This window comes from Tellurirhabdus rosea (genome assembly GCF_026278345.1).
Lineage (GTDB): Bacteria > Bacteroidota > Bacteroidia > Cytophagales > Spirosomataceae > Tellurirhabdus > Tellurirhabdus rosea.
Genome location: NZ_CP111085.1, coordinates 2,918,443 through 2,943,863 on the forward strand (window position 1 = coordinate 2,918,443; position 25,421 = coordinate 2,943,863).

Annotated in this window: 22 protein-coding genes; 13 read left to right on the forward strand and 9 right to left on the reverse strand. The window is 55.3% G+C overall.

Annotation, left to right across the window (positions count from 1 at the left end; all coding sequences use genetic code 11):
• The first annotated feature begins 40 nt into the window (after positions 1 to 40).
• The 5 genes from ORG26_RS12245 to ORG26_RS12265 all read left to right on the forward strand — a co-directional run bounded on the left by ORG26_RS12245 (position 41) and on the right by ORG26_RS12265 (position 7,051).
• Positions 41 to 238, forward strand: coding sequence for a hypothetical protein (locus ORG26_RS12245; protein WP_266362118.1), 198 nt, complete (start codon positions 41 to 43; stop codon positions 236 to 238).
• Between the two features lie 66 nt (positions 239 to 304).
• Positions 305 to 916, forward strand: coding sequence for a sprT domain-containing protein (locus ORG26_RS12250; RefSeq protein WP_266362120.1), 612 nt, complete (start codon positions 305 to 307; stop codon positions 914 to 916).
• Between the two features lie 19 nt (positions 917 to 935).
• Complete coding sequence (porU, locus tag ORG26_RS12255) at positions 936 to 4,328, forward strand: type IX secretion system sortase PorU (RefSeq protein ID WP_266362122.1); 3,393 nt, start codon at positions 936 to 938, stop codon at positions 4,326 to 4,328.
• Between the two features lie 116 nt (positions 4,329 to 4,444).
• Positions 4,445 to 5,692, forward strand: coding sequence for a type IX secretion system outer membrane channel protein PorV (porV, locus tag ORG26_RS12260; RefSeq protein ID WP_266362124.1), 1,248 nt, complete (start codon positions 4,445 to 4,447; stop codon positions 5,690 to 5,692).
• 81 nt (positions 5,693 to 5,773) lie between these two features.
• On the forward strand, positions 5,774 to 7,051 hold the full coding sequence (locus ORG26_RS12265; RefSeq protein ID WP_266362126.1) for a M16 family metallopeptidase: 1,278 nt from the start codon (positions 5,774 to 5,776) through the stop codon (positions 7,049 to 7,051).
• A gap of 105 nt (positions 7,052 to 7,156) precedes the next feature.
• Here ORG26_RS12265 and ORG26_RS12270 read toward each other — a convergent pair whose 3' ends face one another.
• Together ORG26_RS12270 and ORG26_RS12275 are read right to left on the reverse strand one after the other, a co-directional pair.
• Complete coding sequence (locus ORG26_RS12270; RefSeq protein WP_266362128.1) at positions 7,157 to 8,071, reverse strand: PfkB family carbohydrate kinase; 915 nt, start codon at positions 8,069 to 8,071, stop codon at positions 7,157 to 7,159.
• A gap of 108 nt (positions 8,072 to 8,179) precedes the next feature.
• Entirely contained in the window at positions 8,180 to 9,364 is a 1,185-nt protein-coding gene (locus ORG26_RS12275; protein ID WP_266362130.1) for a hypothetical protein, read from the reverse strand.
• A 172-nt stretch (positions 9,365 to 9,536) separates the two neighbouring features.
• On the opposite strand from ORG26_RS12275, the gene cysS reads away from it, so the two are divergent.
• The 3 genes from cysS to ORG26_RS12290 are packed head-to-tail and all read left to right on the forward strand — an operon-like array spanning position 9,537 to position 12,515.
• A complete protein-coding gene (gene cysS, locus ORG26_RS12280; RefSeq protein ID WP_266362132.1) occupies positions 9,537 to 11,027 on the forward strand; it encodes a cysteine--tRNA ligase in 1,491 nt (496 codons plus the stop codon).
• A 47-nt stretch (positions 11,028 to 11,074) separates the two neighbouring features.
• A complete protein-coding gene (locus ORG26_RS12285; protein ID WP_266362134.1) occupies positions 11,075 to 12,079 on the forward strand; it encodes a M28 family peptidase in 1,005 nt (334 codons plus the stop codon).
• Between the two features lie 28 nt (positions 12,080 to 12,107).
• Complete coding sequence (locus ORG26_RS12290) at positions 12,108 to 12,515, forward strand: hypothetical protein (RefSeq protein WP_266362136.1); 408 nt, start codon at positions 12,108 to 12,110, stop codon at positions 12,513 to 12,515.
• Between the two features lie 123 nt (positions 12,516 to 12,638).
• On the opposite strand, the gene nadD is transcribed toward ORG26_RS12290, so the two are convergent.
• The 7 genes from nadD to ORG26_RS12325 form a co-directional block, all read right to left on the reverse strand.
• The gene (nadD, locus tag ORG26_RS12295) at positions 12,639 to 13,211 is read right to left on the reverse strand and encodes a nicotinate (nicotinamide) nucleotide adenylyltransferase (protein ID WP_266362138.1); all 573 of its coding nucleotides are present in this window, start codon (positions 13,209 to 13,211) and stop codon (positions 12,639 to 12,641) included.
• 89 nt (positions 13,212 to 13,300) lie between these two features.
• Positions 13,301 to 13,900 (reverse strand): guanylate kinase, encoded by a 600-nt coding sequence (gmk, locus tag ORG26_RS12300; protein ID WP_266362140.1) that lies wholly within the window; start codon positions 13,898 to 13,900, stop codon positions 13,301 to 13,303.
• A 9-nt stretch (positions 13,901 to 13,909) separates the two neighbouring features.
• Positions 13,910 to 14,212, reverse strand: coding sequence for a hypothetical protein (locus tag ORG26_RS12305; RefSeq protein ID WP_323134243.1), 303 nt, complete (start codon positions 14,210 to 14,212; stop codon positions 13,910 to 13,912).
• An 85-nt stretch (positions 14,213 to 14,297) separates the two neighbouring features.
• A complete protein-coding gene (locus ORG26_RS12310; RefSeq protein ID WP_323134244.1) occupies positions 14,298 to 14,897 on the reverse strand; it encodes a sigma-70 family RNA polymerase sigma factor in 600 nt (199 codons plus the stop codon).
• Positions 14,898 to 15,161: 264 nt separating this feature from the next.
• Positions 15,162 to 15,668, reverse strand: a complete 507-nt coding sequence (locus tag ORG26_RS12315; protein WP_266362143.1) for a hypothetical protein — start codon at positions 15,666 to 15,668, stop codon at positions 15,162 to 15,164.
• 97 nt (positions 15,669 to 15,765) lie between these two features.
• Entirely contained in the window at positions 15,766 to 16,605 is an 840-nt protein-coding gene (gene mreC / locus ORG26_RS12320) for a rod shape-determining protein MreC (protein ID WP_266362145.1), read from the reverse strand.
• 105 nt (positions 16,606 to 16,710) lie between these two features.
• On the reverse strand, positions 16,711 to 17,736 hold the full coding sequence (locus ORG26_RS12325; protein WP_266362147.1) for a rod shape-determining protein: 1,026 nt from the start codon (positions 17,734 to 17,736) through the stop codon (positions 16,711 to 16,713).
• 298 nt (positions 17,737 to 18,034) lie between these two features.
• Between ORG26_RS12325 and ORG26_RS12330 the strand changes: the two genes are divergently transcribed.
• From ORG26_RS12330 to lon, 5 genes are all read left to right on the forward strand, one after another.
• Entirely contained in the window at positions 18,035 to 19,537 is a 1,503-nt protein-coding gene (locus ORG26_RS12330; RefSeq protein WP_266362149.1) for a GH3 auxin-responsive promoter family protein, read from the forward strand.
• Positions 19,538 to 19,558: 21 nt separating this feature from the next.
• Positions 19,559 to 20,728: a 1-deoxy-D-xylulose-5-phosphate reductoisomerase gene (locus ORG26_RS12335; protein WP_266362151.1), complete on the forward strand. Its 1,170-nt coding sequence runs from the start codon at positions 19,559 to 19,561 to the stop codon at positions 20,726 to 20,728.
• Between the two features lie 110 nt (positions 20,729 to 20,838).
• The gene (rseP, locus tag ORG26_RS12340) at positions 20,839 to 22,170 is read left to right on the forward strand and encodes an RIP metalloprotease RseP (RefSeq protein WP_266362153.1); all 1,332 of its coding nucleotides are present in this window, start codon (positions 20,839 to 20,841) and stop codon (positions 22,168 to 22,170) included.
• Between the two features lie 83 nt (positions 22,171 to 22,253).
• Entirely contained in the window at positions 22,254 to 22,739 is a 486-nt protein-coding gene (locus ORG26_RS12345; protein WP_266362155.1) for a DUF6702 family protein, read from the forward strand.
• A 156-nt stretch (positions 22,740 to 22,895) separates the two neighbouring features.
• A complete protein-coding gene (gene lon / locus ORG26_RS12350; protein WP_266362157.1) occupies positions 22,896 to 25,415 on the forward strand; it encodes an endopeptidase La in 2,520 nt (839 codons plus the stop codon).
• The last annotated feature ends 6 nt before the right edge of the window (positions 25,416 to 25,421 follow it).

Sequence of the window (25,421 nt, forward strand, 5' to 3'; positions counted from 1 at the left end):
TTATTTTTGCGCCTTAAACCTTAAATGCCACTTAAACACAATGAAAAAAGTATTCGCCATCCTGTTCGTAGGTTCAATGGTTGCTTTCGCCGCTTGTGACAGCAAACCCAAAACGGAAGAAACTTCAGCTACGGCTGCCGACAGCTCAGCTATGGTAACGTCTGACAGCACGGCCATGACGACTGACAGCGCCGCTGTTTCAGCCGACACGACGGCTGCTGCCGATTCTACGAAGTAATCAATCGGTACGCACCGGTCAACTTCCCGAAAAAGCCCTATCTTGCATAGGGCTTTTTCTTTTTTTGTGCAAAACCACCGCTTTCCCGACCTTGTCCCCGCGGCCGCCGCTGATTATTGCCTGGCCCTGTGGACAACCCACCAATTCATCTTTAAGGTTACCCGTCCGCGGCAGACCAAGTTAGGCGACTTCCGGGCCGCTCCCGGATTGCCCTGCGTCATTACCGTTAACGAAAACCTGAATCCGTACGCCTTCCTGATAACCTACCTGCACGAAGTGGCCCATCTGCTTGTCTACCAGCAGTGGCGACAGTCGGGGCGGCGGCGCAGGCCCGAACCGCATGGCGAAGCCTGGAAGCAGGCGTTCCGGGAGGTGGCCCAACCCGTTCTGAATCAATCTGTTTTTCCGGATGTCATCTTAACGCCGTTACTTTCGTATCTTCGTAATCCGGCGGCGTCGACCGGCGCAGACCCGGCCCTGACCCATGCCCTTCGGCAGGCGGACCAGCAGCCGGAAAACCAGTGTCTGCTCATCGATCTGCCGGAGGGAGCCGGGTTCCGTTTTCTGCAAAAAGCCTACGTACGAGGCATGAAACGCCGGACCCGCATCGTTTGTACTGAAACAGGCACCCGCCGCCGGGTGTCGATCTGGGCTCATGTTTGGGTGGAAAAGCTTTAACGCTCTAGTTTTACTGGTCGTGCTAATTGGAACCGCAGGAAATGCGGTAGCCCAGTCGGGGGAATCCGTGCTGAAAACCGGCACGTGGTACCGGCTCGCTGTTACCAAAACGGGCGTGCATAAACTGGATGCCGCTTACCTCCGCAAAATCGGCCTTTCCACCAACGGGCTCAACCCGCAGAACATCCGGATTTTTGGCAACGGCGGCGCTCCGCTGCCCCAGGCCAATGCCCGACCCCGACCGCTGGACCTGACCGAAAACGCAATTCTGGTCAGCGGCGAAGCCGACGGTCGGTTCGACGCCGCCGATGCGGTGTACTTCTTCGCCCGGAGTCCGCACCTGATTTATGTGGATTCTACGGCGCAGGATGGGGCCGGTCCCCGCCTGACGCACCGGCTTAATCCGTATTCGGACACCACCTATTACTACCTGACGGTCACGCCCCAGCAGACGGGCCTCCGGATACGGACCTCTCCGTTTTCGGCTCCCAACGCTCCGCTGATCAGCCGCGGCGACGATTATATTTTTCACGAAAAAGAGCTGGTCAACCGTGCGCAGTCCGGCCGGGAATGGTACGGGGAGTCTTTTGGCCTGTCGTCGGAGCAGACCTTCAGCCTCAATGTAAACGGGCTGGTCGCCGGCCGACCGGCGCTGGTCACAACGGCCTTGCTGAGCCAGGGAACCGATACCACCCGCTTCCACGTCCGCTGGGGCGGCCTGGTGGTGTCTACGCACGTTTTTGCCCCACTCAGCGACTATCGGTATGAACGGAAAGGCATCGAAAGCCGCCAGACCATACGCCTCAACGCGCCCGCCGGGGAAACAATTGCGCTGGGCTTCAGCTACGACCGGGGCAAAGCAGCCAGTGCGCAGGGATTTTTGAATTTCTTTGGCGTGCAGGTCGAGCGCGAACTGGGACTGTACGACCCGCAGCAGGTAATCCGTTCGCTGGAGTCCGCGACCCGGCCCGCTTCCCGCTTTGCGGTCAGGCAGGCAACCGGCAGCCTCCGCGTCTGGGACGTAACCAACCCGCTCCGGCCCGTCCAGCGAACCGTCACGCTAAACGGAACCAGCGGCGAGTTTACGGCGGAAGGGGGTCAGCTGCGCGAATTTGTGCTGTTTACGGAGGAGAAAGCATACGAGCCCGACCGCGCCGTTGCCGTTCCGAATCAGAATCTGAAAGGCCAGCCGACGCCGGACCTGCTGGTGGTAACTGCTCCGGCCTGGCGGGCGCAGGCGGAACGACTGGCGGCATTCCGACGCCAGCACGACGGCCTGGAGGTGCTGGTGACAACTACGCAGGAAATCTACAATGAATTTTCGTCGGGCCAGCCGGACCCTACCGCCATCCGGGACGCCGCCCGTTATTTCAACGGCCGGAAGCCGGGGAAGCTGGCCTATCTCCTTTTGTTCGGCGATGCCACCTACGATTATAAAGGCATCACCAGCGTGCTGAACGCCGCTCAGCTTGCCTCGACGGTCCCCGTGTACGAAAGCCGGGAGTCCGTGCATCCGGTCATGAGTTTTTCCTCGGACGATTATTTCGGCTTCTGGAAACCGGAAGAGGGCGAGTGGCCGGAAACGTTTAACGGCGACCACCTGCTGGATGTGGGCATCGGTCGCCTGCCCGTTCGGTCGGTAAGCGAGGCCCGGGATGTGGTCGATAAGCTCATTCGGTACGCGACCGACAAAACGCTGGCCGGAGACTGGCAAAACCGCATCTCGTTTGTGGCCGATGACGGCGATTACAACATTCACCAGAACGACGCCAACCTGCTGGCCGACCGGATTGGCGAACTCCAGCCTGCCCTGCGGACGGAAAAAGTGTTTGTCGATGATTTTCCCCGCCAGTCAACTTCGCTCGGGAAGCGGGCGCCGGGCGTCAACGAACGTCTGCAAAGTGCCATCAACGAAGGGCGTCTGGTCATCAACTACAGCGGTCATGGCGGCGACAGCGGCTGGGCCGAGGAGCAGATTCTGACGACGCAGGAAATTCTGAACTGGCGCAACCGGCGGCTGCCGCTGATGATGACCGCCACGTGCGAATTTGGCCGATACGACAACCCCGCCATTACCTCCGGGGCGGAACTCGCGCTGCTGAACCGGCAGGGCGGCGCCATTGCCCTTCTGACAACGACGCGTCCGGTTTACTCCAACACCAATTTTATTCTCAATCAGGCGTTCTACGCGGTTCTGGCTAGCCGGTCGGCGGCGGGCGCCCCGCGACTGGGCGATCTGGTCCGGGAAACAAAAAACAACAGCCTTGCCGGAAGCCTCAACCGCAACTTCACGCTCCTCGGCGACCCGTCCATGCGGCTGGCTTTTCCGGAAGTTTCCGTTCAGCTGACCCGGATCAACGGACGCAATGCCGGGGCACCCGACACACTATCGGCGCTGGAAGAAGTGACCCTGGAGGGAGAAGTGCGTCAGAATGGGCAAATGCTGGCGGCTTTCAACGGAACGGTGCAACTGCGTCTGTTCGACCGGGCGTCGCTGGTGACGACGCTGGGAGCGGGGACCGAGAGCCCGAAAATGACTTACCGGGATTACCGGAGTCTGCTGTTCAGCGGACAGGCGTCGGTGCGCAACGGCCGGTTTACCTGCCGCTTTGTGATGCCGAAAGGAGTGGAGCCGACGATTGATTTTGGCCGGATTTACGCCTATGCCGTGCGCAGCGACAGTTTGATGACGGCTTCGGGCGGATTAAAGGCTGTGCCGGTGGGAGGGACAACGGCTGCCCCGGTCCCGGATACCCGTCCGCCGGTCGTGCAGCTTTTTGTGAACGACACCACCTTTGCCGATGGCGGCACCGTAGCCGGACCGGATGTGCAGCTGCTGGCCCGGATCGCCGACGAGTCAGGGCTGAATCTTGTTCCGCGCGGAACCGGAGGCGGCATTTCGCTGCAACTGAACGAGGAACCGGCGGTAGACATTAGCCCGTGGTACGAGGCCGATGCCGATAATTATCGGAAAGGAACCGTCCTTTATCCGCTTAAGAATCTGAAAAACGGGACGTATACCGTTCGATTGAAGGCGTTTGACGCGTACAATAATCAGTCTGAGGCCGCGTTGAAATTTATAGTGTCCGACCGGCCGGGTATCCGGATTGAATCGGTGACAGCGGGGCCAAACCCGTTCCGGGAGTCGGTTCGCTTCTGGATTCGGCACAATCGGGCGGGGGAGGAGCTGGAGGCGACCCTGACCATTTCGGATGCCAGGGGCAGGGTGTTGGGACAGCAGCGAACCGAATGTCAGAACTGTTCGTCGGTGTGGAACGAAATTCGCTGGGAAGCTGGACAAACGGCGGTCGGTGAGCTCAGCCCCGGAATGTACTTTTACCAGATCGGTTTAACCTCAAAAACCGACGGTTCGCGCACGGTGCATTCTGGTAAGTTGCTCTATTCAAGATAGTTAGTAATTAAATCGTTTTAATGCGTTTTCTTTCTTCGGTATTCATCGTAATTTTGAACTTCTCGCAGTTTCGCCATCGACTCGTGCAAAAAACTGTGGGTAAATCACATCCTTATATGATACGTACGCTAACGTCTCTTTGTCTGTTAGGTTGTCTGTCGATGCCTTTTTTCTCAAAAGGCCAGGGCTCTTCTGGTCTGCTGAGCGGTCAGGACACGACGGCTGCCCGCATTCCAACCTCCGCTATGCCGTTTCTGGGCTTCACGCCCGACGCCCGTAGCGCCGGGATGGGGGATGTCGGAGTAGCACTCAGCCCGATGGACGCCAACGCCATTTTCTGGAATCCTTCGAAATTAGTATTCGCCGAAAAAGAACGCGGCGTTGCACTGTCGTATACGCCCTGGCTACGAAATCTGACCGACGATATGTATTTCACGTATCTGTCGGGCTTCCGCAAACTGGGCAAAAACCAGGTTCTGGGCTTCTCGCTGCTGTATTTTGACCTCGGCACCATCGAGTTCACCAACTCTTCGGGTCAGTCGGAAGGCTCGTTTGGTTCGCGGGAATACGCGTTTACGCTTTCGTACTCACGCCGGTTGTTCCGCAACTTCTCGATGGGCGTCAATGCCAAATACGCCAACTCCAACCTGGCGGGCAACTACAGCCTGAACGGCATGACCATCAAGCCGGCTTCGACGGTGATGGCCGACATCAGCGGCTATTACGAAAACGAGATTCGGGACGAAGTGTCCGGCAAAGGCATCAAGTGGGCCTTCGGCGGCATGCTCTCGAACGTTGGCGGCAAGGTTAGCTACGGCACGACCCAGCGGTATTTCCTCCCGACGAACCTGCGCCTCGGCACCACGTTCACGTATTACACCGACCGGTTCAATAAATTCAATTTTGCCGTTGATCTCAACAAACTGATGACCCCGACGCCGCCGCTGTACCAGACGGTCAACGGGCAGCCGGTGCTGGTCAATGGTCAGAAAGTGGTTCTGAAGGGCCGTGAGTACGACAATCTCACCTCGCTTTCAGGCGCTTTTGGGTCGTTTGCGGACGCTCCGGATGGGTTTGCCGAGGAACTGAAAGAAGTCAACATCAACACCGGGGTCGAATACTGGTACAACGATGCCTTTGCGGCCCGTCTGGGTTATGCCCACGAAGCCCGTATCAAAGGCGACCGGAAGTACTTCACGACCGGTATCGGTTTGCGGGTGCAGAACAAGTACGGCGTCGATTTCGCTTACCTGATTCCGATGCGGCAGGGAAGCCCGCTGGCGCAGACCTTCCGCCTTTCCCTCATTCTGGACCTGAAGAAAAAGGACCGCTCGGCCGAACTGGACGAGGAAATCGAAGAATAAACACTTGATACATAGTAAGAAAGGCATTTCTACGGAGATGCCTTTTTTTGTTTCGCAGTATAGCTTTTGCTTTTTATTACCATGATCGACAGAACTCAGGCACCGGCTTACCGAACGCTCACGGAAGTCCGGGTGCCGCCCGTAGAAACCGTTCAACTGGACAACGGCCTGCCGCTTTATCTGGTCCGGGCGGGCGAACAGCCCGTTCTCCGGCTGGAATTCATTTTCGATGCCGGGGCCTGTTTTGAAAGCCATCCGGGCGTATCCACGCTGGCTATGAAGATGCTGGCGGAAGGAACCCGCACCCGGACTTCGGCCCAGATCAGCAGTTACCTCGACCAGTTTGGCGCCTTTCTGGAAACCCATAGCGGCACCGACCGCGCTACCCTGACCATCTACTGCCTGAACAAGCACCTGTCCGAAATCCTGCCGCTTTTGCAGGAAATGCTGATGGATTCGGTGCTGCCGGAGACCGAAATGCAGAACCAGCTCAACATCTCGCGGCAAAACCTGCGGGTGAATCTGGAAAAAAACAGTTATGTGGCCGGCATGCTGATCCGGGAAAAGGTGTTTGGCGCCAGGCATCCCTACGGCTACAGCCAGACGCTCGAAACGCTGGACGCCATGCCGCGCGAAAAGGTGGAGCGGTTTTACGCCCAGCGCATTCAGAATCGACCCTTCCGGCTGATGCTGTCGGGGAACCTGACCGATACCGAAGTGGCCCTGCTGAACGAAGCCTTCGGCCGGCAGCACTTTGAACCGGCGACGCCCTGCGACGAGCTGCCGCCGGTAGAAACGACCCGGGAGCGGGTCACGGTAGTTGAAAAAGAAGACAGCCTGCAGTCGTCGATCCGGCTCGGGCGGCTCTTGTTTACCCGTAAGCACGAAGACTATTTTCCCTTTCTGGTGCTGAACGAAGTGCTCGGCGGTTATTTTGGCTCGCGGCTGATGAAGAACATTCGGGAAGAAAAGGGCTTCACCTACGGAATCTGGTCCAACGTGGCGTCCTTTCCGCGGGCGGGTTACTTTGTGATCGGTACGGATGTAAAACGGGAATTCACCCAGCAGACGCTGGACGAGACCTGGAAGGAAATCCGGACGCTTAGGCAGGAGCTGGTGCCGGAGGAGGAAATGGAAGTCGTCAAGAACTACATGATCGGCTCGTTCGTCGGCTCGCTCAATACGCCGTTCGAGATTGCCGACCGCTACAAAGGCGTCCTGTTTGACAAACTGCCGATGGATTATCTGAACCGGTACATTGACTACATCCAGCGCGTTTCGGCCGTCCAGGTGCTCGAAATGGCGAACAAATACCTTAAGGAGGACGAACTGATCGAAGTAGTGGTGGGAGGGAAGTAGTCCGAACCGGGATTTACGCTGCTTCTAATGATTTACCATGATGTTGATCGAAACAGAGCCCATCGTGTCAATCACTATAATCAGCGTAAATCCCGGTTCAGATACTTATATCTCAAACGCCGACAGCTGCACGAACTGCGCGACCCGCTGGTTGATTTCCTGGGTGGTCAGGTTGTGCAGACGCTCCGAGCCGAATTTCTCGACGCAGAAGGAGGCCATTGCCGACCCGTAGATAATGCCGCGTTTCATGTTGGCAAACGAAACATCGCCCGTGCTGGCGAGGTAGCCGATGAACCCGCCCGCGAAGGTGTCGCCCGCGCCCGTAGGGTCAAACACTTCTTCCAGCGGCAGGGCCGGAGCGAAGAAAATATGGTCGCCGTGGAACAGCAGCGCCCCATGTTCGCCTTTCTTGATAATCACCGTTTTGGGTCCCATCGAGCGAATCGTCGCCGCGGCCCGCACCAGCGAATAGTCACCGGAAAGCTGGCGGGCTTCTTCGTCGTTGACCGTAATCACGTCAACCAGCTTCAGCACTTCCTTCAGGTCGTCCATGGCGATGTCCATCCAGAAGTTCATCGTGTCGAGCATGATGAGCTTCGGGCGTTTGGTCATGCGCTCGATGACCATTTTCTGAATGGCCGGAGCCGTGTTGCCGAGCATCAGAAACTCGCAGTCCTGGTAAGCGGCCGGAATCTGCGGGTCGAAATGCTCCATCACGTTCAGCTGCACCTCCACGGTGTCGCGGGTATTCATGTCGTTGTGGTACTTGCCCGACCAGAAGAACGTTTTTTCGTCAGGCCGCACTTCCAGCCCGTCGGTATTGACGCCGTGTCCCTCCAGAACATCGATCATCTCCTGGGGAAAGTCACCGCCCACCACGGCGACCAGATTGTTGTCTTTCGTGAAGTAAGAGGCAGACAGCGTAATGTACGTGGCTGCTCCGCCGATGATTTTATCGGTCTTGCCAAACGGGGTTTCCAGCGCATCGAAGGCAACGGAACCGACAGTGAGTAAGCTCATTGAAAACAGTTTATGGTTTACAGTATATGGTTTATAGTTTAGGGTTCAGAGTTTATGATTGGTGTTCTGAATGCGGAGCAAACCATAAACTCTGAACCCTAAACCCTTCTAAACAATCGGATGCCGCTTGAACTCCTTCGTTCGGTCGAAGAGGTAGCGGTAGGTGCTGTATTCCTTGATGATTTCGGCACCCAGCATTTTGGCAAACCGGTTCATTTTGGGGTTGAAGTCGCCAACCCAGTTCAATTCCAGTTCTTTGTATTGAAAATCGGTCTGCCAGGCAATCTTGGAAAAAGCCAGCGCGATGGCCGACTCGATGCCGCGTCCCTGGTATTCGGGAACAATCCCAAAAATTACGCCAAAGGCTTTGTGATTGGTCTTCATCAGCTTGTGGTACAAAAATTTCAGCTTACCGATGAGGTTCATTTTCCCGTTGACGTGCTTGAAAATCTGGTTCAGCTCCGGGAGCATGATGAAAAAGGCAACGGGCTGGCCATCGTGATACCCGAACCACATGAGCTCTTCCACCAGAATGGGCTTCATCCGCCGCATAATGGCCCGCGATTTCTCGGTCGTCATGTCGCCCTGACCCAGAATCTTCGCCCAGGCTTTGTTATAAATCACCTGAAAGTCGTCCGCGTATTTCTCCAGATTCTTCTTTTCGATATGCCGGAATTCGTACTGCGGGTCGTTCAGCGTCCGCTGGGAGCGCTCAAACACCGACGGGTGCAGCCGGTGCTTTACGGCGGCTTCCGGCATGGGCAGCCAGTAGACGAACTGACGGAAATATTCCTGAAAGCCGTATTCCTCAAAAAAACGAATGTAGTATTCCTTGGTGTACGGCATCCCGTAGGTCGGTTCGCGGTCGAATCCCCTGATCAACTGGCCCCACCAGCGGTCGCGTTCTCCGAAGTTGATCGGGCCGTCCATCGCCTCCATGCCTTTGCTGCGCAGCCATTCCCGGCAGGTGTCGAACAGCAGAAACGCCGCGTCCTGATTGTCGATGCACTCGAAGAATCCGACCCCGCCCGTGGGCTGATCGCTGTGGCGATTGGCCGTTTCCCGGTTATAAAAGGCCGCCACCCGGCCGATTGTCCGGCCCGCTTCGTCCTGCAGCAGCCAGCGGACGCACTCGCCAGTCCGGAAGTGTTTGTTCTTTTCCGGATCAAACACGTCTTCAATGTCCTGGTCGAGCGGCCGGATCCAGCAGGGACTGTCCTGGTACAGGCGGACAGGCAGCCGCAGGAACTCGGTACGGTAGGTCGGGTTGCTACCCACTTCAACAATCTTCATACGGAGCGGTATCGTCTCTGAAAATCAAAACGCGAAGATACGGAGGGGAGGGGTAAGTTTTGTAGCGACGTAAAATTTTGCGTCTCTACCGGTTAGCGATGTGCGTCTCGACTGCTTAACCTTTTGTAGATTTGCGGGATTCGCCGTAAGGCACTGCTTTGAGACAATCGGTATGCAGCAACCCCTGAAATTATACAATACGCTTTCCCGTCAGAAGGACCTTTTTGAACCCCTGAATGCGCCCTATGTAGGCATGTACGTCTGCGGTCCGACGGTCTACAATTACGTGCACCTCGGCAACGTCCGTACGTTTCTCACCTTCGACAGCCTGTTTCGGTACCTGACCCATATCGGCTATAAGGTTCGGTATGTGCGGAACATCACGGATGTGGGCCATCTGGTCGGCGACGGCGACGACGGTGAGGATAAGATCGGCCGGATGGCCAAGCTCGAACGGCTGGAGCCGATGGAAATCGTCCAGCGATATACCAACGACTTCCGGCAGGTCATGCGGGCGTTCAACATCCTGCCCCCGAGCATCGAACCCACCGCCACGGGCCACCTTATCGAACAGATCGAAGCCGTACGGACCCTGCTCGACAAAGGGCTGGCCTACGAATCGAATGGTTCGGTTTATTTCAACATCAGCGAATACAACCAGCAGGGCAACGAATATGGCAAACTCTCGGGCCGCGTGCTCGACGACCTGCTGAACGAAACCCGGGAACTTGACGGCCAGGCCGAAAAACGCAGTCCGCTCGATTTTGCCATCTGGAAACGGGCCGCTCCCGAGCACATCATGCAGTGGGATTCGCCCTGGGGCAAAGGTTTCCCCGGCTGGCACCTGGAATGTACCTGCATGAGCAGCAAGTACCTCGGTCGGCAGTTCGACATCCACGGCGGCGGGATGGACCTCAAGTTCCCGCATCACGAATGCGAAATCGCCCAGGGCCGGGGCCTGACGGGCGAAGAACCCGTCCGTTACTGGATGCACTCGAACATGCTGACTGTCAACGGGCAGAAAATGTCGAAGTCGCTGGGTAATTCGTTCCTGCCGAATGAGCTTTTTGCCGGGAGTCACCCGCTGCTCGAGCAGGCGTATTCGCCCATGACCGTGCGGTTCTTCATGCTGCAATCGCAGTACCGCAGTACGCTGGACTTCTCGAACGAAGCCCTGAAAGCCGCTCAGAAGGGCTACCGCCGCCTCGCCAACGGCCTGCGGATTATCAAAACCCTGGAGTTTGCCGACGTGGAAGGCGTAACGACGGACGAGAAAAAGAAGGCCGACATCGAGAAATCCATCCAGGCTTTCTATGACGCCATGAACGACGACCTAAACACGGCCGTCGCCATCGCCAGCCTGTTCAATCTGCTCAAGTACGTCAACATGATCTACATGAACCAGCTGGCACCCGCGGCCATCGGGGCGGACACTTTCGGGCAGCTGAAAGAAAAGTTCGTGGCGTTCATGGAAGAGGTGCTGGGTCTGACGGAGGAGCCCAGCGAAAGCGACGCCGTTCTGAACGGCATGCTGACGCTGTACCGCGAATACAAAGAGGAAAAACAATACGACAAAGTCGATCAGATTCGTTCGTACTTCAAGACGCAGGGACTTGTCATCAAAGACATGAAACACCGCATTGACTGGGCTTACGAAGAATAAATCATACTCCTATACTCCTTGACTTCTGTGGCCTAAAGCCCCGTAACATGATCCCGAAATACGTTTCTCTCGTCCTTGCCGCCTCGCTGCTGGTGGCTTCGTGCAAAAGCGACAACAAGCAGAACCAGCAGGAAAGCGCGGAGTCGAAAAGCGCGGCCGAACTGGTGAAAACACCGGATTTCAACGCCGACTCGGCCTATGCCTACGTGGATGCTCAGGTGGCCTTTGGTCCGCGCGTGCCCAATACGGAAGCCCACCGCCGCGCCGGGGATTACCTGATTGCCAAACTGAAGCAGCTCGGCGCGACCGTCACCGTTCAGGAGTTTAAGGCCACGACCTACGACGGCAAGACGCTGAACAGCCGCAACATCATCGGCAGCCTCAACCCGCAGGCGGCCAAGCGCATTCTGCTGGCTTCGCACTGGGACAGCCGCCCGTTTGCCGATAACGACACGACCGCCGCCGACCGCAAAAAGCCGGTTCCCGGTGCCAACGACGGGGCCAGCGGGGTGGGCGTGCTGCTCGAACTCGCCCGCAGCATCCAGCAGGGCAACATCAAGCCGACCGTGGGCATCGACCTTATTTTCTTCGACGCCGAAGACTGGGGCAACAGCGAACTGGCGAAGGACGAATACGGCGGCTTCTGCCTCGGCTCGCGCCACTGGGCGGCCAACAAGCACCAGCCCAATTATACCGCTTATTACGGTGTACTGCTCGACATGGTCGGGGCTCAGAACGCCACATTTTTCAAGGAAGGAAACTCCATGCAGTACGCGCCTTCCATCGTGAATCAGATCTGGCAAACGGCCAGCGATATGGGCTACAGCCAGTACTTTGTCGACCAGTTGGGGTCAGCCATTACCGACGACCACGTGCCGGTCAACACGATTGCCAAAATCCCGATGATCGACATCATCCATACGCAGCCGGGTACGGGCGCTTTCTTCCCGCACTGGCATACGGACACGGACAACATGGCGCCGATCGACCGGGCGACGCTGAAAGCCGTCGGACAGGTGCTGCTGCAGACGCTGTACCGGGAAAATCAGTAGTTATTGAATGAACAATGAAGAATTAACAATGAATATTTTAAGATTTCGCCGCCACCTGATTCAGACTCTTTTCATTATTCATTGTGCGTTATTCATTCAATCCTGCTCGGCTCCGGATAAACTCGGCAATCTTGATCTCGTCAAATGGCGCAACGACCGGGGCGGCTGTAAAGGCGACCGGCTGACGCAGGTAGCCAATCTGAAGGCCGTCCGCGAACAGCTGAAGGGCGAAATGGCCAACAACATCAACAGCATCCTCGGTCGCCCGGACATTAATCAACTCGACGACCGCAACCAGAAATACTACGTCTATTTTCTGGAAAAAGGCCCCCATTGCGAAGACCGGAAACTAAAGTCCGAGGCGCAGTCGGTCGCTTTACGAATCAGCGCCATCGGGCTGGTGACGGAAGTGACCTTTCAGCGGGGCGAGCCGTAGAGTAGTCTGAACCACGCGGCGGACCGTCGGGATTACACAGATTAGGGGATTAACTAAGATGTTCCTATTGAAGCGAAGCATCACAGTTAATCCTCTAATCTGCGTAATCCAAGTTCAGAAGATTCAGAAGTAATATTTCTTCCGTTCAATCATCTCCTCTACGACTTCCGGCACCAGGTACCGGATGGACCGGTTGGCTTTCAGACTCTCGCGGATAAACGTCGCGGAGATATCCAGCAGCGGGGCCGGAATAAACTTGATATTAGGATGCTGTTCCAGCGGACTTGCTTCGCTGTTGGGGCGCGGGTAAACGTACAGACCGTAGTACTCCAGAATCTGTTCGTGATTCTTCCAGTTGGGAAACTGGGCCAGATTGTCGCCGCCGATGATGAGCCTGAACGTATGCTGCGGAAACTTTTCGGAGAGCCGGGTCAGCGTATCAATCGTGTAGCTGGGGCGCGGCATGGAAAACTCAATATCGGTCGCCTTCAGCCTCGCGTTGTCGGCAATGGCCCGCTCGACCATATCCAGCCGGTCGAACTCGTGCAGCAGGCTTTTGTTTTTCTTGAACGGATTCTGGGGAGAAACCACAAACCAGACCTGCTCCAGATCCGTCGCGGTAGCCATCGTATTGGCAATGATCAGATGCCCGACATGAATGGGATTGAAGGAGCCAAAGAAGAGACCGACGTTCATGAGAGGTATGAGCTGTAAGGTATAAGGTATGAGGTAAGAAGTAGGAGGTGCCACCAATCGGTCAAACCTCATACTTCCTACCTCATACCTCAAATTACCGTGGCTTGTGCCGGAATTTTATCTTCCTGTAAAAATTCGTCAACCAGTTTCTGGGCTTTGGTAAATGCCTCTTCCAGGTTGTCGTTGACCAGAATGACGTCGAACTGGTCCTGAAAACTCATTTCGAAGTGTACCTTGAAAAGCCGTTTGGACAGGCTGTCCTCCGTTTCGGTGCCGCGGGCCATCAGGCGTTGCTTCAGCGTTTCCTCGTCTGGTACTTTGACAAAAATAGCCAGGGCGCGGTCGCCGTAATATTCCTTGAGCTTGAGGCCGCCTTTCACATCCACGTCGAAAAGGACGTGTTTGCCTGTACTCCAGACCCGTTCGATCTCTGATTTCAGCGTGCCGTAGAACGCACCGACGTATACCTCTTCCCACTCGACAAACTCGTGATTGTCGATTCTCTCTTTGAATTCTTCCGGGCTGAGAAAGTAATAGTCTTTTCCGTTCTGTTCCGAGCGGCCCCGGCGGTCGCGGGTGCAGGCGGAGATGGAAAAGCCAAGATTCGAATTGGTTTGAAGCAGATGGCGGACAATGGTCGTTTTGCCCGAACCGGACGGAGCCGAAAAGATGATTAATTTACCTTCCAAAACGGTGAGTTAAGGGATTGACAATTGGGATTTGATGGCGGCGGCAACCTTATCAGGGCAGCACTTTTTCTCCATTTTACCCTGAAGCGCTTCTTTAATGCATTTCTCCAGTTTGTACATTTCGATGCATGGGCGGCAAACATCCATGTTTAACCTGAAATGCTCCATTTCCTCCTGCGTGGCCCCGCCGTCCAGAATAGCCTGAATCCGTTTCAGACATTCTGACTGATGCTCACAATGCTCTTTCATAGGGGCCGTTTCCTGCTTGCCTTCTTCACCGACCGAAGTGGATGGATGTAATGAACCCGACATTGGAAAAGTTTAATTTATTCCAAAAATAATTACACAATTAAGCTGTTGCCCTGATAACCAATTGGTAACGATAAAAAGTTTCCGGTTAGTCGTCATTTTTTGAATATCCCATTGAAGCGGCGTAATCACGAAGTTTTTCTTTCAGAAGATTACGGGCCCGGTGCAGTCGTGAGCGTACTGTACCGATGGGAATATCCAGAATTTTGGCCATTTCTTCATAAGTGAATCCTTCGATATCACAAAGAATAATGACCGTCCGGAAATCGACGGGCAGGGAATTTAGTGCGGTGGCCACTTCGTCTCCGATGAGGTCCTGCACGGTCTCGGCCCGAAGATCGACGGTATGTTCCGTCTCAGCATCTTCAGAATTGTAGGTTGTCTCTACATCCTGATAATCAACTTTTGCCGGTTCTTTACTCTTTTTCCGATAATCGTTGATGAAGCTGTTCTTCAGAATCCGGAACAACCATGCTTTGGCGTTAGTTCCCTGTTCAAAAGAGGTGATGAAGCGAAAAGCTTTTAAATAGGTATCCTGAACAAGGTCATTGGCATCGTCCTCATCCATGGTCAACCGGAAGGCAAAGTTGTACATGGAATCAATATGCGGCATGAATTCCTTGTTGAATACCTGATACTTCTGCTCATCGGTATATCCCTGAAGCTGCGTATCCTGCGTATCTGACATAATTTCGGGCATATGAGTCATCAATTTACGACTGGTTCGGAAACGCTCATTTCACAATGATCCTGCGTTGCCTGGTCTTGTATATACGAGTAAAACGGACCGCCGGTTGCTCTCAAAAGCTTATTTAATGGATAAGACAAAAACGAACCGGAATGTTTGGGTAGTATAGCAAAAATCAATCCGCCGTCGCCGGAGCGAATTAACAGGACATTTTGTCAGCGAACAACCAACACCTGACCAGCGGGGAGAAAAAGCGGCAAAAGGTTAGTTACGGGTGAAATACTGCACCAGCATGATGCTGAAGGCCGTAAACAAGGTACTGGCAAGCGCCTTGAACAGCGTCGGAATCAGCAGTGTCAGGCTGTTAGCTTCGATGAAAAGCAGGGCGGTATGATGAATCAGCGTGAGAATGACAATGTAGTAGAAAAAATTACGGGCCCCCATTTCGTGGATGGAAAACAGAATCCGGCTCTCAAAACCCCGCTGCGAAGCCTGAAACCGGACCACGGCAGGCCGGACGTAGGCCATCAGAACGGTAGCGGCGGCGTGCATGCCCAGGGTGTTGTAAAACATGTCCACCGTCATGCCGATGCCAAAACTGATCAGCAGCGTGGCCGTCAGGCTCAGTTCGTAAGGCAGCAGCAGGATACAGCCCACGTAGATAAAACAGAAGGCAATATCGAACAGGACCAGATTCCGGACAATGAGCACCTGGAGCGCCAGATACAGCACAAAAAGAAAGGCAGTATTTAAGATTTCGCGAAGCGTCATTGTGTAAGGCTTACAGCTTGGTGGCAAAGGAACAAAGTACGCACATAAACCCGGTCTGCTTAGGGCAAAGCGGCGTCACCCGGTCCTTTCCCACAAATTACTTTTTATCCGGCTCGGTCTGGCTTTCCAGCTGCTCCTGCTCCGACTGAAGGCGGTTTTCCACCACGTAGACAAACGAAAGGTTGCTGAAATCGGTGGCGATCCGCAGCGTAATGTCGTGGAACGTCTGGTCCGGCGCGGCCCGGGCACCCAGCACCCGCCCGACCGGAATACCCGGCGGAAAAACCGAGTTATGTTCGGACGTGACAACCGAATCGCCCTTGTAAATTTTCGTATTCCGGGAGATATACAGCATTTTCATCCGGCCCGGGTCTATGCCGTCCCATTTGGCCGGTCCGATGTCGCCGCCCTTGATGAGCTTGGAGGAAACCATGAACTCGGAGTGCAGAATGGACGTAACGACCGAGAAATGGGCCGAGCAGTTCTTGACCTTGCCCACCACGCCCGTTGGAGAGATTACCCCCATGCCCGGACGGATGCCGTCCTCCGTGCCTTTGTCAATCGTGATGTAGTTGTTGGGGTGGGAGGTGGTATTGTTGATTACCCGGGCGACGGTAAACTTGAACCGGGTCGCAAAAACCGAATCGGTTTTGTAATTCGTTTTCACCTCCGGCCGCATCTGCTGGTACTGGGTCAGGAGGGTATTGAGCCGGCGGTTTTCTTCGGCGAGGTCGGCGTTGACCTGCCGGAGCCGGGCATAGTCGCGGGCGGCGTTCGACCAGGCCAATAGCTTCGCCGCGTACTGGTTCGACGTGTTGAAAAACGCGACGCTCCAGTAGTTGTTGTTGTTCACAATAAAATAAAAACTCAACACCTCCAGCAGGATAAACAGAATGAAATTCCGGCTGCGGGCGATGAATTGAAACAACTCGAACATACGGCGGGGACAATTAAGAGTTAAAAGTTAAAAATTAAAAGTAGGCTCCGCGTATTCAGGTTTTTGGCCCAGCGGAGCTTACTTTTCACTTTTAATTTTTAACTTTTAACTAATCAAAACGGACTTGTACAGGTCCAGATTCTTGATGACTTCGCCTGTTCCTTTGACGACGGCTTTCAGCGGGTCGTCGGCCACGTGAATGGGCAGCTTCGTTTTGGCGGCCAGGCGTTTGTCCAGCCCGTGCAGCAGGGCTCCGCCGCCCGTCAGGTGAATCCCGTTGGTGTAAATATCGGCCGACAGCTCCGGCGGCGAAATCTCCAGGGCCTTCATGACGGCCTCTTCGATTTTCGAGATGGATTTGTCGAGCGAGTAGGCGATTTCGCTGTACGTCACCTTAATTTCCTTCGGGATACCCGTCATCAGGTCGCGGCCGCGGATTTCGTAGTCGGCCGGCGGATTGTCGAGCTCCGGCAGAGCCGAGCCGACTTCCATCTTGATCTGTTCGGCCGAACGTTCGCCGATCAGCAGGTTATGTTCGCGGCGCATGTAGTCCACGATGTCGCGGGTAAATACGTCTCCGGCGATGCGGATGGACTGTTCGCAGACGATTCCCGACAGGGCAATGACGGCAATCTCCGTCGTACCGCCGCCGATGTCCACGATCATCGTTCCGTTGGGTTGCGTGATGTCGATGCCGATTCCAATGGCCGCGGCAATCGGCTCATGCACCATGTATACTTCTTTCGCTCCGGCGTGCTCGGCTGAGTCTTTCACGGCCCGCTTTTCCACTTCCGTAATGCCCGACGGAATACAAATAACCATGCGGTGCGAAGGCGAGAACAGCCGGTTGCCCGTATCGATCATTTTAATCAGACCCCGGATCATCAGTTCGGCGGCCGTAAAGTCGGCAATTACGCCATCCTTCAGCGGACGAATCGTTTTGATGTTCTCGTTGGTCTTTTCGTGCATCTGCATCGCCTTGTGACCAATCGCAAGGACTTTGCCGCTGGCTTTGTCCATCGCGATGATTGAAGGCTCGTCTACCACAATCCGATCCTTGTGGATGATCAGCGTATTCGCCGTTCCCAGGTCAATCGCAATATCGCTGGTTAAAAAATTGAAGAGTCCCATTCGTAAATTCTACAAGCTCGCTGGAGTAGTACGTTGCTTAGGTGTGCAAAAATATAGAGAATTAGAGACAACTTGGCTGAAATGTTCCGTATTTTAATACTTTTTTTAGATGATAAGTCGTCAATAAATCAGCACGTTGCTTCCCTAAGAACGGAGTTGCGCGGGAAAATTGTACCTTTGTTTCCTATCTTGGAGTCAGATAGGGCCGCAAAATGGCCGGAAGCCGCCGGGGGAGAAGAACCGGGCCGACAAGAGCCGCCACTGTCCCCCTTCACCTGACAACCTTTGAAAATTGCCCATGGGAATTCGTTCTGTATTGAGTAAACCGCTGGCCCGGCTGGTCGTTCAGCAGCAGCGGGAGTGGATGTTCCGGCCCGGCGAGGCCCAGCAGGCCTGGCTCCAGAAACTGGTGGGAGAAGCCCGTCATACGGTGTTCGGCCGGGACCACCGGTTCAAGGACATCCGCACGCACCACGACTTCCGGCAGGCGGTTCCCATCCGCGATTACGAAGACCTCAAACCCTACATCGAGCAGATTCTGGCGGGCGGCTCCGACGTCCTCTGGAAAGGCAAACCGGAATATTTTGCCAAAACGTCCGGGACGACTTCCGGCACGAAATACATTCCGATCACCCGGGATTCCATTCCCAATCATATCAATTCGGCCCGGAACGCCATTCTGAACTACATCCACGAGACGGGCAACGGCGCTTTTCTGGATAAAAAACTGATCTTTCTGTCGGGCAGTCCTGAACTGGGCGAAAAGGCGGGCATCAAAACCGGCCGGCTGTCGGGCATCGTGAACCACCACGTTCCGGCTTATCTGCGCACCAACCAGATGCCCTCGTACCAGACGAACACGATTGAGGACTGGGAAACGAAGCTCGAACGGATCATCGACGAGACAATCCATCAGCCGATGTCGCTCATTTCGGGTATTCCGCCCTGGGTGCAGATGTATTTTGACCGGATTCAGGAACGGACGGGCAAGCGGATCAAGGACGTCTTCCCCGACTTTTCGCTCTTCATCTACGGCGGCGTCAATTTTGAACCGTACCGGGCCAAGCTGTTCGAATCCATCGGCAAACCCATCCACAGCATCGAGACCTACCCGGCTTCCGAAGGGTTTCTGGCATACCAGGACACCCAGACCGAGGAGGGCCTGCTGATGCTGCTCGACAGCGGGATTTTCTTTGAATTTGTCCCGGCCGAGGATTATTTCTCCAAAAATCCCCGCCGCCTGACCATCGAACAGGTAGAACTGAATAAAAACTACGCCGTCATCATCAACAGCAACGCCGGGCTGTGGGGCTACTCCATCGGCGATACGGTCAAATTCGTGTCCCGCAATCCATACCGGCTGCTGGTGACGGGGCGCATCAAGCACTTCATTTCGGCTTTCGGCGAACACGTCATCGGCGAAGAAGTGGAAAAAGCGCTGCAATACGCGATGGACCGGCATCCCGAAACCGAGGTCGTGGAGTTTACCGTAGCCCCGATGGTCGCCCCGGCCGAAGGGCTGCCGTACCACGAGTGGCTCGTGGAGTTTGCCACGCCACCCGCCAGTCCGGAGGCGTTTGCGCAGGATATCGATAACCGCCTGGCCGAACTGAACGTTTACTACGACGACCTGATCCGGGGCAGCATCCTCCGGCCCCTGAAGCTGACGAGCCTGCCGCGCGGCGCTTTCCAGCGGTACATGAAAGCCCAGGGCAAGCTCGGCGGACAGAACAAAGTACCCCGCCTGGCGAACGACCGGACGCTGGCGGATGGACTGCTGGAAACGGCGCAAACGGTGTAAGACGATTTTGTAACCAATTTCATGACGAATTCCCCCCGCCATATCGCCATTCTCGGCTCGACCGGCTCCATCGGAACCCAGGCCATCGACGTCATTAAGGCCCATCCCGACGCCTTCGCCGTGGAAGTGCTGACGGCCAACAGCAATGCCGATCTGCTCATTCAGCAGGCCGTGGAAACCCGCCCCAACGTGGTGGTGATCTGCGACGAACGGAAATACGATACCGTCTTCGACGCCCTCGACCCGCTGGGTATCAAGGTCTACGCCGGAGCCAAAGCCGTTGCCTCCGTGGTGCAGATGGACAGCATCGACATGGTCCTGACGGCGATGGTCGGCTATGCCGGACTGCTCCCGACGATCAGAGCCATCGAAGCCCGCAAGCCCATTGCGCTGGCCAACAAGGAAACGCTGGTCGTGGCCGGTGAACTCATTACCCGGCTGGCGGCAGAAAAAGGCGTCCCTATCTACCCGGTGGATTCGGAGCATTCGGCCATTTTTCAGTGCCTGGCGGGTGAATTTCACAATCCCATCGAAAAAATCATCCTGACGGCTTCGGGCGGGCCGTTCCGGGGAAAAACGCGGGAGGCTCTTTCGACCGTGACCAAAGCCCAGGCGCTGAAACATCCCAACTGGAGCATGGGAGCCAAAATCACCATCGACTCGGCCACGCTGATGAACAAGGGGCTGGAAGTGATCGAAGCGAAATGGCTTTTCGGTTTGACGCCCGCGCAGATTGAGGTCGTGGTGCACCCGCAAAGCATCATTCACTCGATGGTGCAGTTTGAGGACGGAAGCATCAAGGCACAGATGGGGCTGCCGGACATGAAACTGCCCATTCAGTACGCGCTCGGCTATCCGAACCGCATAAAATCGGACTTTCCACGTTTTGATTTTACGAAATACCCGTCACTGACGTTTGAACAGCCGGACCTGAAAACCTTCCGGAATCTACAACTGGCTTTCGACGCTCTGGACCGCGGCGGCAACGTGCCCTGTATCGTCAATGCTGCCAATGAAGTGGCCGTAGAAGCCTTCCTTCACGATGAAATTGGATTTCTTGAGATTTCGGATGTAATTGAGCAGTGTACGCAGCAAATCGCCTACATCGGCAGTCCGGATTACGACGATTATGTGCAGACCGACGAAGAAACCCGCCGGGTGGCCCGGGGGCGAATTAAAAGCGTGGTATAATTGTTTTCTGGTAAATCTCTCGCAGAAAGGCGCACAGTTTAAGCCGCAGAAGTACGCAGATTCATCGTATTAATTAGCTAAGTCAACGAAAATCACAGTTCAGACAATAAATGGAAGTATTAATTATGGCCGGACAGCTCATTCTCGGGCTGTCAATTCTGGTAGGATTGCATGAACTGGGTCACCTCCTGGCTGCCCGGATGTTCGGCATGCGGGTTGAGCAGTATTTTATCGGTTTTCCGCCGAAAGTGTTCAGCATTACGCGGGGCGAAACCGAGTACGGACTGGGTGCCATTCCGCTGGGTGGATACGTCAAAATTTCGGGCATGATCGACGAGTCGCTCGACACGGCCCAGATGAAAGCGGAACCGCAGCCCTGGGAGTTTCGGGCCAAACCGGCCTGGCAGCGTCTGATCGTGATGCTGGGCGGCATTATTGTCAACGTCATCACCGGCATTGTCATTTTTGTGGCCCTGACGTACATAAACGGGGACACCTACCTGGCCGCCAAAGACGCCCGGTACGGCATCGTCGCCCACGAACTGGCCCAGCAGATTGGTCTCAAAACCGGCGACCGGATTGTCGCCATCAACGGCAAGCCCCACAGAGATTTCAACGATGTGTTTAGCTCCGAAGTACTGCTGGGAACAAACAGCACCTACACCGTCGAGCGGACGGGAGCCGGTGGCGCGGTGGAGCGCCTGACCATCGACTTGCCCAATGACTTAGTGGATAAGTTTTCGGATAAGAAATCGGCTCCCCGGTTCATCGAGCCGATCATGCCCTTCGAAATCGGCGTGGTCAGCAAGGATATGCCCGCGGCGAAAGCGGGTTTGAAGCCCGGCGACCGAATCGTCTCGATCAACGGCCGGCCGACGCAGTATTTCCACGAGGTTCAGCAGGCGGTCAGCGTCAACAAAGGCCGTACCATCGCGCTGGGCGTGCAGCGGGGCACCCAGAACCTGAACCTGAATATGACGGTCACGCCCGAAGGCACGATCGGTTTCTACCCGAAATCGCTGCTGCCGGTAACAAAGGTTCAGTACACGCTGGGCGAATCCATTACCCGTGGGACGGAACGCGCTTTTGGCGTCGTGTATGACAACATCAAAGGCTTCGGGAAAATCTTCCGGGGTGAGGTTTCGGCCTCCAAGGCCCTGAGTGGCCCCATCGGCATCGCCCAGAATCTGTTTGGTGGCGTATGGAAGTGGGATCGCTTCTGGTTTGTCACCGGGCTGCTTTCGATGGCCCTTGCGTTCATGAACGCCCTGCCCATTCCGGCGCTGGACGGCGGTCACTCAGTGCTGCTGCTCTACGAAATGGTGTCGGGCCGTAAGCCGTCCGATCGATTCCTGGAGGCGGCTCAGAAGGTGGGCATGGTCATTCTGCTGGGCCTGATGGCGTTTGCCATTTTCAACGACGTGTTCAAAGCCGTATTTTAATCCACAATTCCGGAGAGCATGGGAGTAGGGTTCTGGCCATCAGAGCGTCTCCTGTGCTCTCTGTCTTTAGTCTCATATCCCCTGTGATAAGGTCCGTTTTATTCCTGTTTATCCTTCTTTCCTCTTTTCGGTCGGCTCACGATTTCCACGCGAGCGTGACGCAGATGCAGTACAACCCGGCGGAAAAGACATTCGAAGTAAGCATCCGGATGTTCACCGACGATCTGGAAAAAGCATTGAGCCAGGAAAACAACCTGAAGGTACACCTCTCACCGAAAGATAACTACGCCCCGCTGGTGGAACGGTATGTCCGCAAGCATTTTGCGCTGACCAATGCCCGCAGGCAGGCCAAAGCGTTTCAGTTTGTCGGGAAGGAGCAGGAAGGTGACGCGACCTGGGTTTACCTCGAAATCCCGTTTGCCGAAGGGCCTCAGGGCAGTTCGCTGCGGCAGGACGTGCTGATGGAACTGTTTGACGATCAGGTCAATCTGGTTAATGTAAGCTACCAGTCGCAGAAGAAAACGCTCGTCTTCAAGTCCGCTCAGTCCGTACACGAAATAAACTGGTAGTTTTCAGGCACATTTTCCCCTTGTCGGTTGTTTTGACTACCTTAGAGCTTACGCTACATCTTGGCATAAGCCTTGCAGGTGTATAATGATGCACTATCCTCACACCATTTAACCGCCGTAGTCAACTCATAAACTGTCAGATTGGCAGATTATACTATGAATTTTAGAAGATCTCAAGATACACAATTATGGTTGGCACAGTCGGACTTCGATGATAACCTCGAAATGATTCCGCTGGGTTCGGCCGAAGACGCTGACGATGACTACGTTGTTCCTAACGAACTGCCCATTTTGCCGGTAAGAAACACAGTACTGTTTCCGGGGATGGTCATTCCGGTTACTGTCGGACGCCAGAAATCAATCAAGCTAGTCAAGAAAGCCTACAAGGGAAACCGGATCATCGGTGTGGTGGCCCAGTCCAACCAGCAGAAGGACGAGCCGACGGCCGAGGATTTATACCGGCTCGGGACGGTGGCATACATTATCAAGATGATCTCACTGCCCGACGGCAACATTACGATCATCATTCAGGGTAAAAAGCGGTTTGAAATAGAAGAATATCTCCAGGAAGAGCCGTTTCTGACGGCTACCGTGCGGCAGATCGACGACCACTTTCCCAACCCCAACAAGAAAGAATCCAAAGCGCTGATTCAGTCCGTCAAGGAATCGGCGTATAAGATTATGCGGCTGAACCCTGAGATTCCTCAGGAAGCCCGCATTGCCCTCGACAATATCGAAAGTCCCACGTTTCTGATCCACTTCCTTTCGGCCAACACCAACGCCGACGTGGCAGAGAAGCAGAAACTGCTCGAATCGCTGGAAGGGGCCAAGCAGGCGACAATGCTGCTGGAGCACATGATGCGCGAAATCCAGCTGCTGGAACTCAAACGCGAGATTCAGACCAAAGCCAGCTCGGACATCGACCAGCAGCAGCGGGATTATTTCCTGCGTCAGCAGATCAAGGTTCTGCAGGACGAACTGGGCATGGAATCGCCGGACCGCGACCTGGAAGAAATCCGGATGAAGGCCGCCCGGAAGAAGTGGCCGGATGCCGTCCGGATGCATTTTGAGCGCGAACTGAGCAAACTCCAGCGCATCAACCCGATGGCACCGGAATACCCGGTGACGATGAATTACATCGAACTGATGGTTGACCTGCCGTGGGGCGAATACTCCAAAGACAATTTCGACCTGAAGCGGGCGCAGAAAATTCTGGATACCGACCACTTCGGCCTCGAAAAGGTCAAAGAGCGGATTGTGGAATACCTGGCCGTGCTGAAACTGAAGGCCGAGCGGGCGTCGGAAGCCAGCAGCAAGCATTCGGAAAGCATGAAAGCGCCGATTCTCTGCCTGTACGGCCCTCCGGGCGTCGGGAAGACCTCGCTGGGCCGGTCCGTGGCCAAGGCGCTGGGCCGGAAATACATCCGGATGGCGCTCGGCGGCGTACACGATGAAGCCGAAATCCGGGGTCACCGCAAAACCTACATCGGGGCCATGCCCGGCAAGGTGCTTCAAAACATCAAGAAAGCGGATACCTCGAACCCGGTTTTCATTCTGGACGAAATCGACAAGGTAAGCTCCGATTTCCGGGGCGACCCGTCGGCGGCGCTGCTGGAAGTGCTGGACCCCGAGCAGAACTCGACGTTCATGGACAATTACCTCGACGTGGAATACGACCTGTCGAAGGTGCTGTTCATCGCTACGGCCAACTCGCTCGACACCATCCACCCGGCACTCCGCGACCGGATGGAAATCATCGACATCACGGGCTATACGGTAGAAGAAAAAATTCAGATCGCCAAAAAATACCTCTTCCCGAAGCAGCGGCGCGAACACGGGCTCGGCCCCAAAGACCTGAGCATCGACGATAAAGCCATTCAGCGCATCATCGAAGGCTACACCCGCGAATCGGGCGTCCGGAATCTGGAACAGAAAGTAGGCGCGCTGGTGCGGAAGATCGCCAAATCGGTCGCGATGGGCGAAGAATACACCAAAAACATCAAGGTAGCCGACATTCCGAAATTGCTCGGAGCCGAGATTTTCGACCGGGACCTGTACGCCGAAGACGAAGTGGCCGGTGTCGTAACGGGCCTTGCCTGGACGCAGGTAGGCGGCGAGATTCTGTTTATCGAATCCAGCCTCAGCCGCGGCAAAGGCAGCCTCACGCTTTCGGGCCAACTCGGCGACGTAATGAAGGAGTCGGCCATTACAGCCCTGTCGTACCTGAAAGCCCATGCCGACGAATTCGGCATCGACTACCGGGTGTTCGGCAGCTACGACCTGCACATCCACATTCCGGCCGGGGCGGTGCCGAAAGATGGCCCGTCGGCGGGCATTACGATGCTGACGTCCATCGCCTCCATCTACACCCAGCGGCGCGTAAAACCGTATCTGGCCATGACCGGCGAGATCACCCTGCGCGGCAAGGTGCTGCCGGTGGGCGGTATCAAGGAAAAAATCCTGGCGGCCAACCGGGCGGGCGTGCGCGACATCATCATGTGCTCCAAAAACCGAAAGGACGTGGAGGAAATCAATCAGGACTACATCAAAGGGCTGACGATTCACTACGTCGATACGGTCAATCAGGTGCTGGACATTGCGCTGCTGCCGGAACAGGTAAGCCGGCCGATGAAGTTTGTGTTTCCGGAGGAGAAAGAATTAGAGAAGTCGTACTAAGATTAT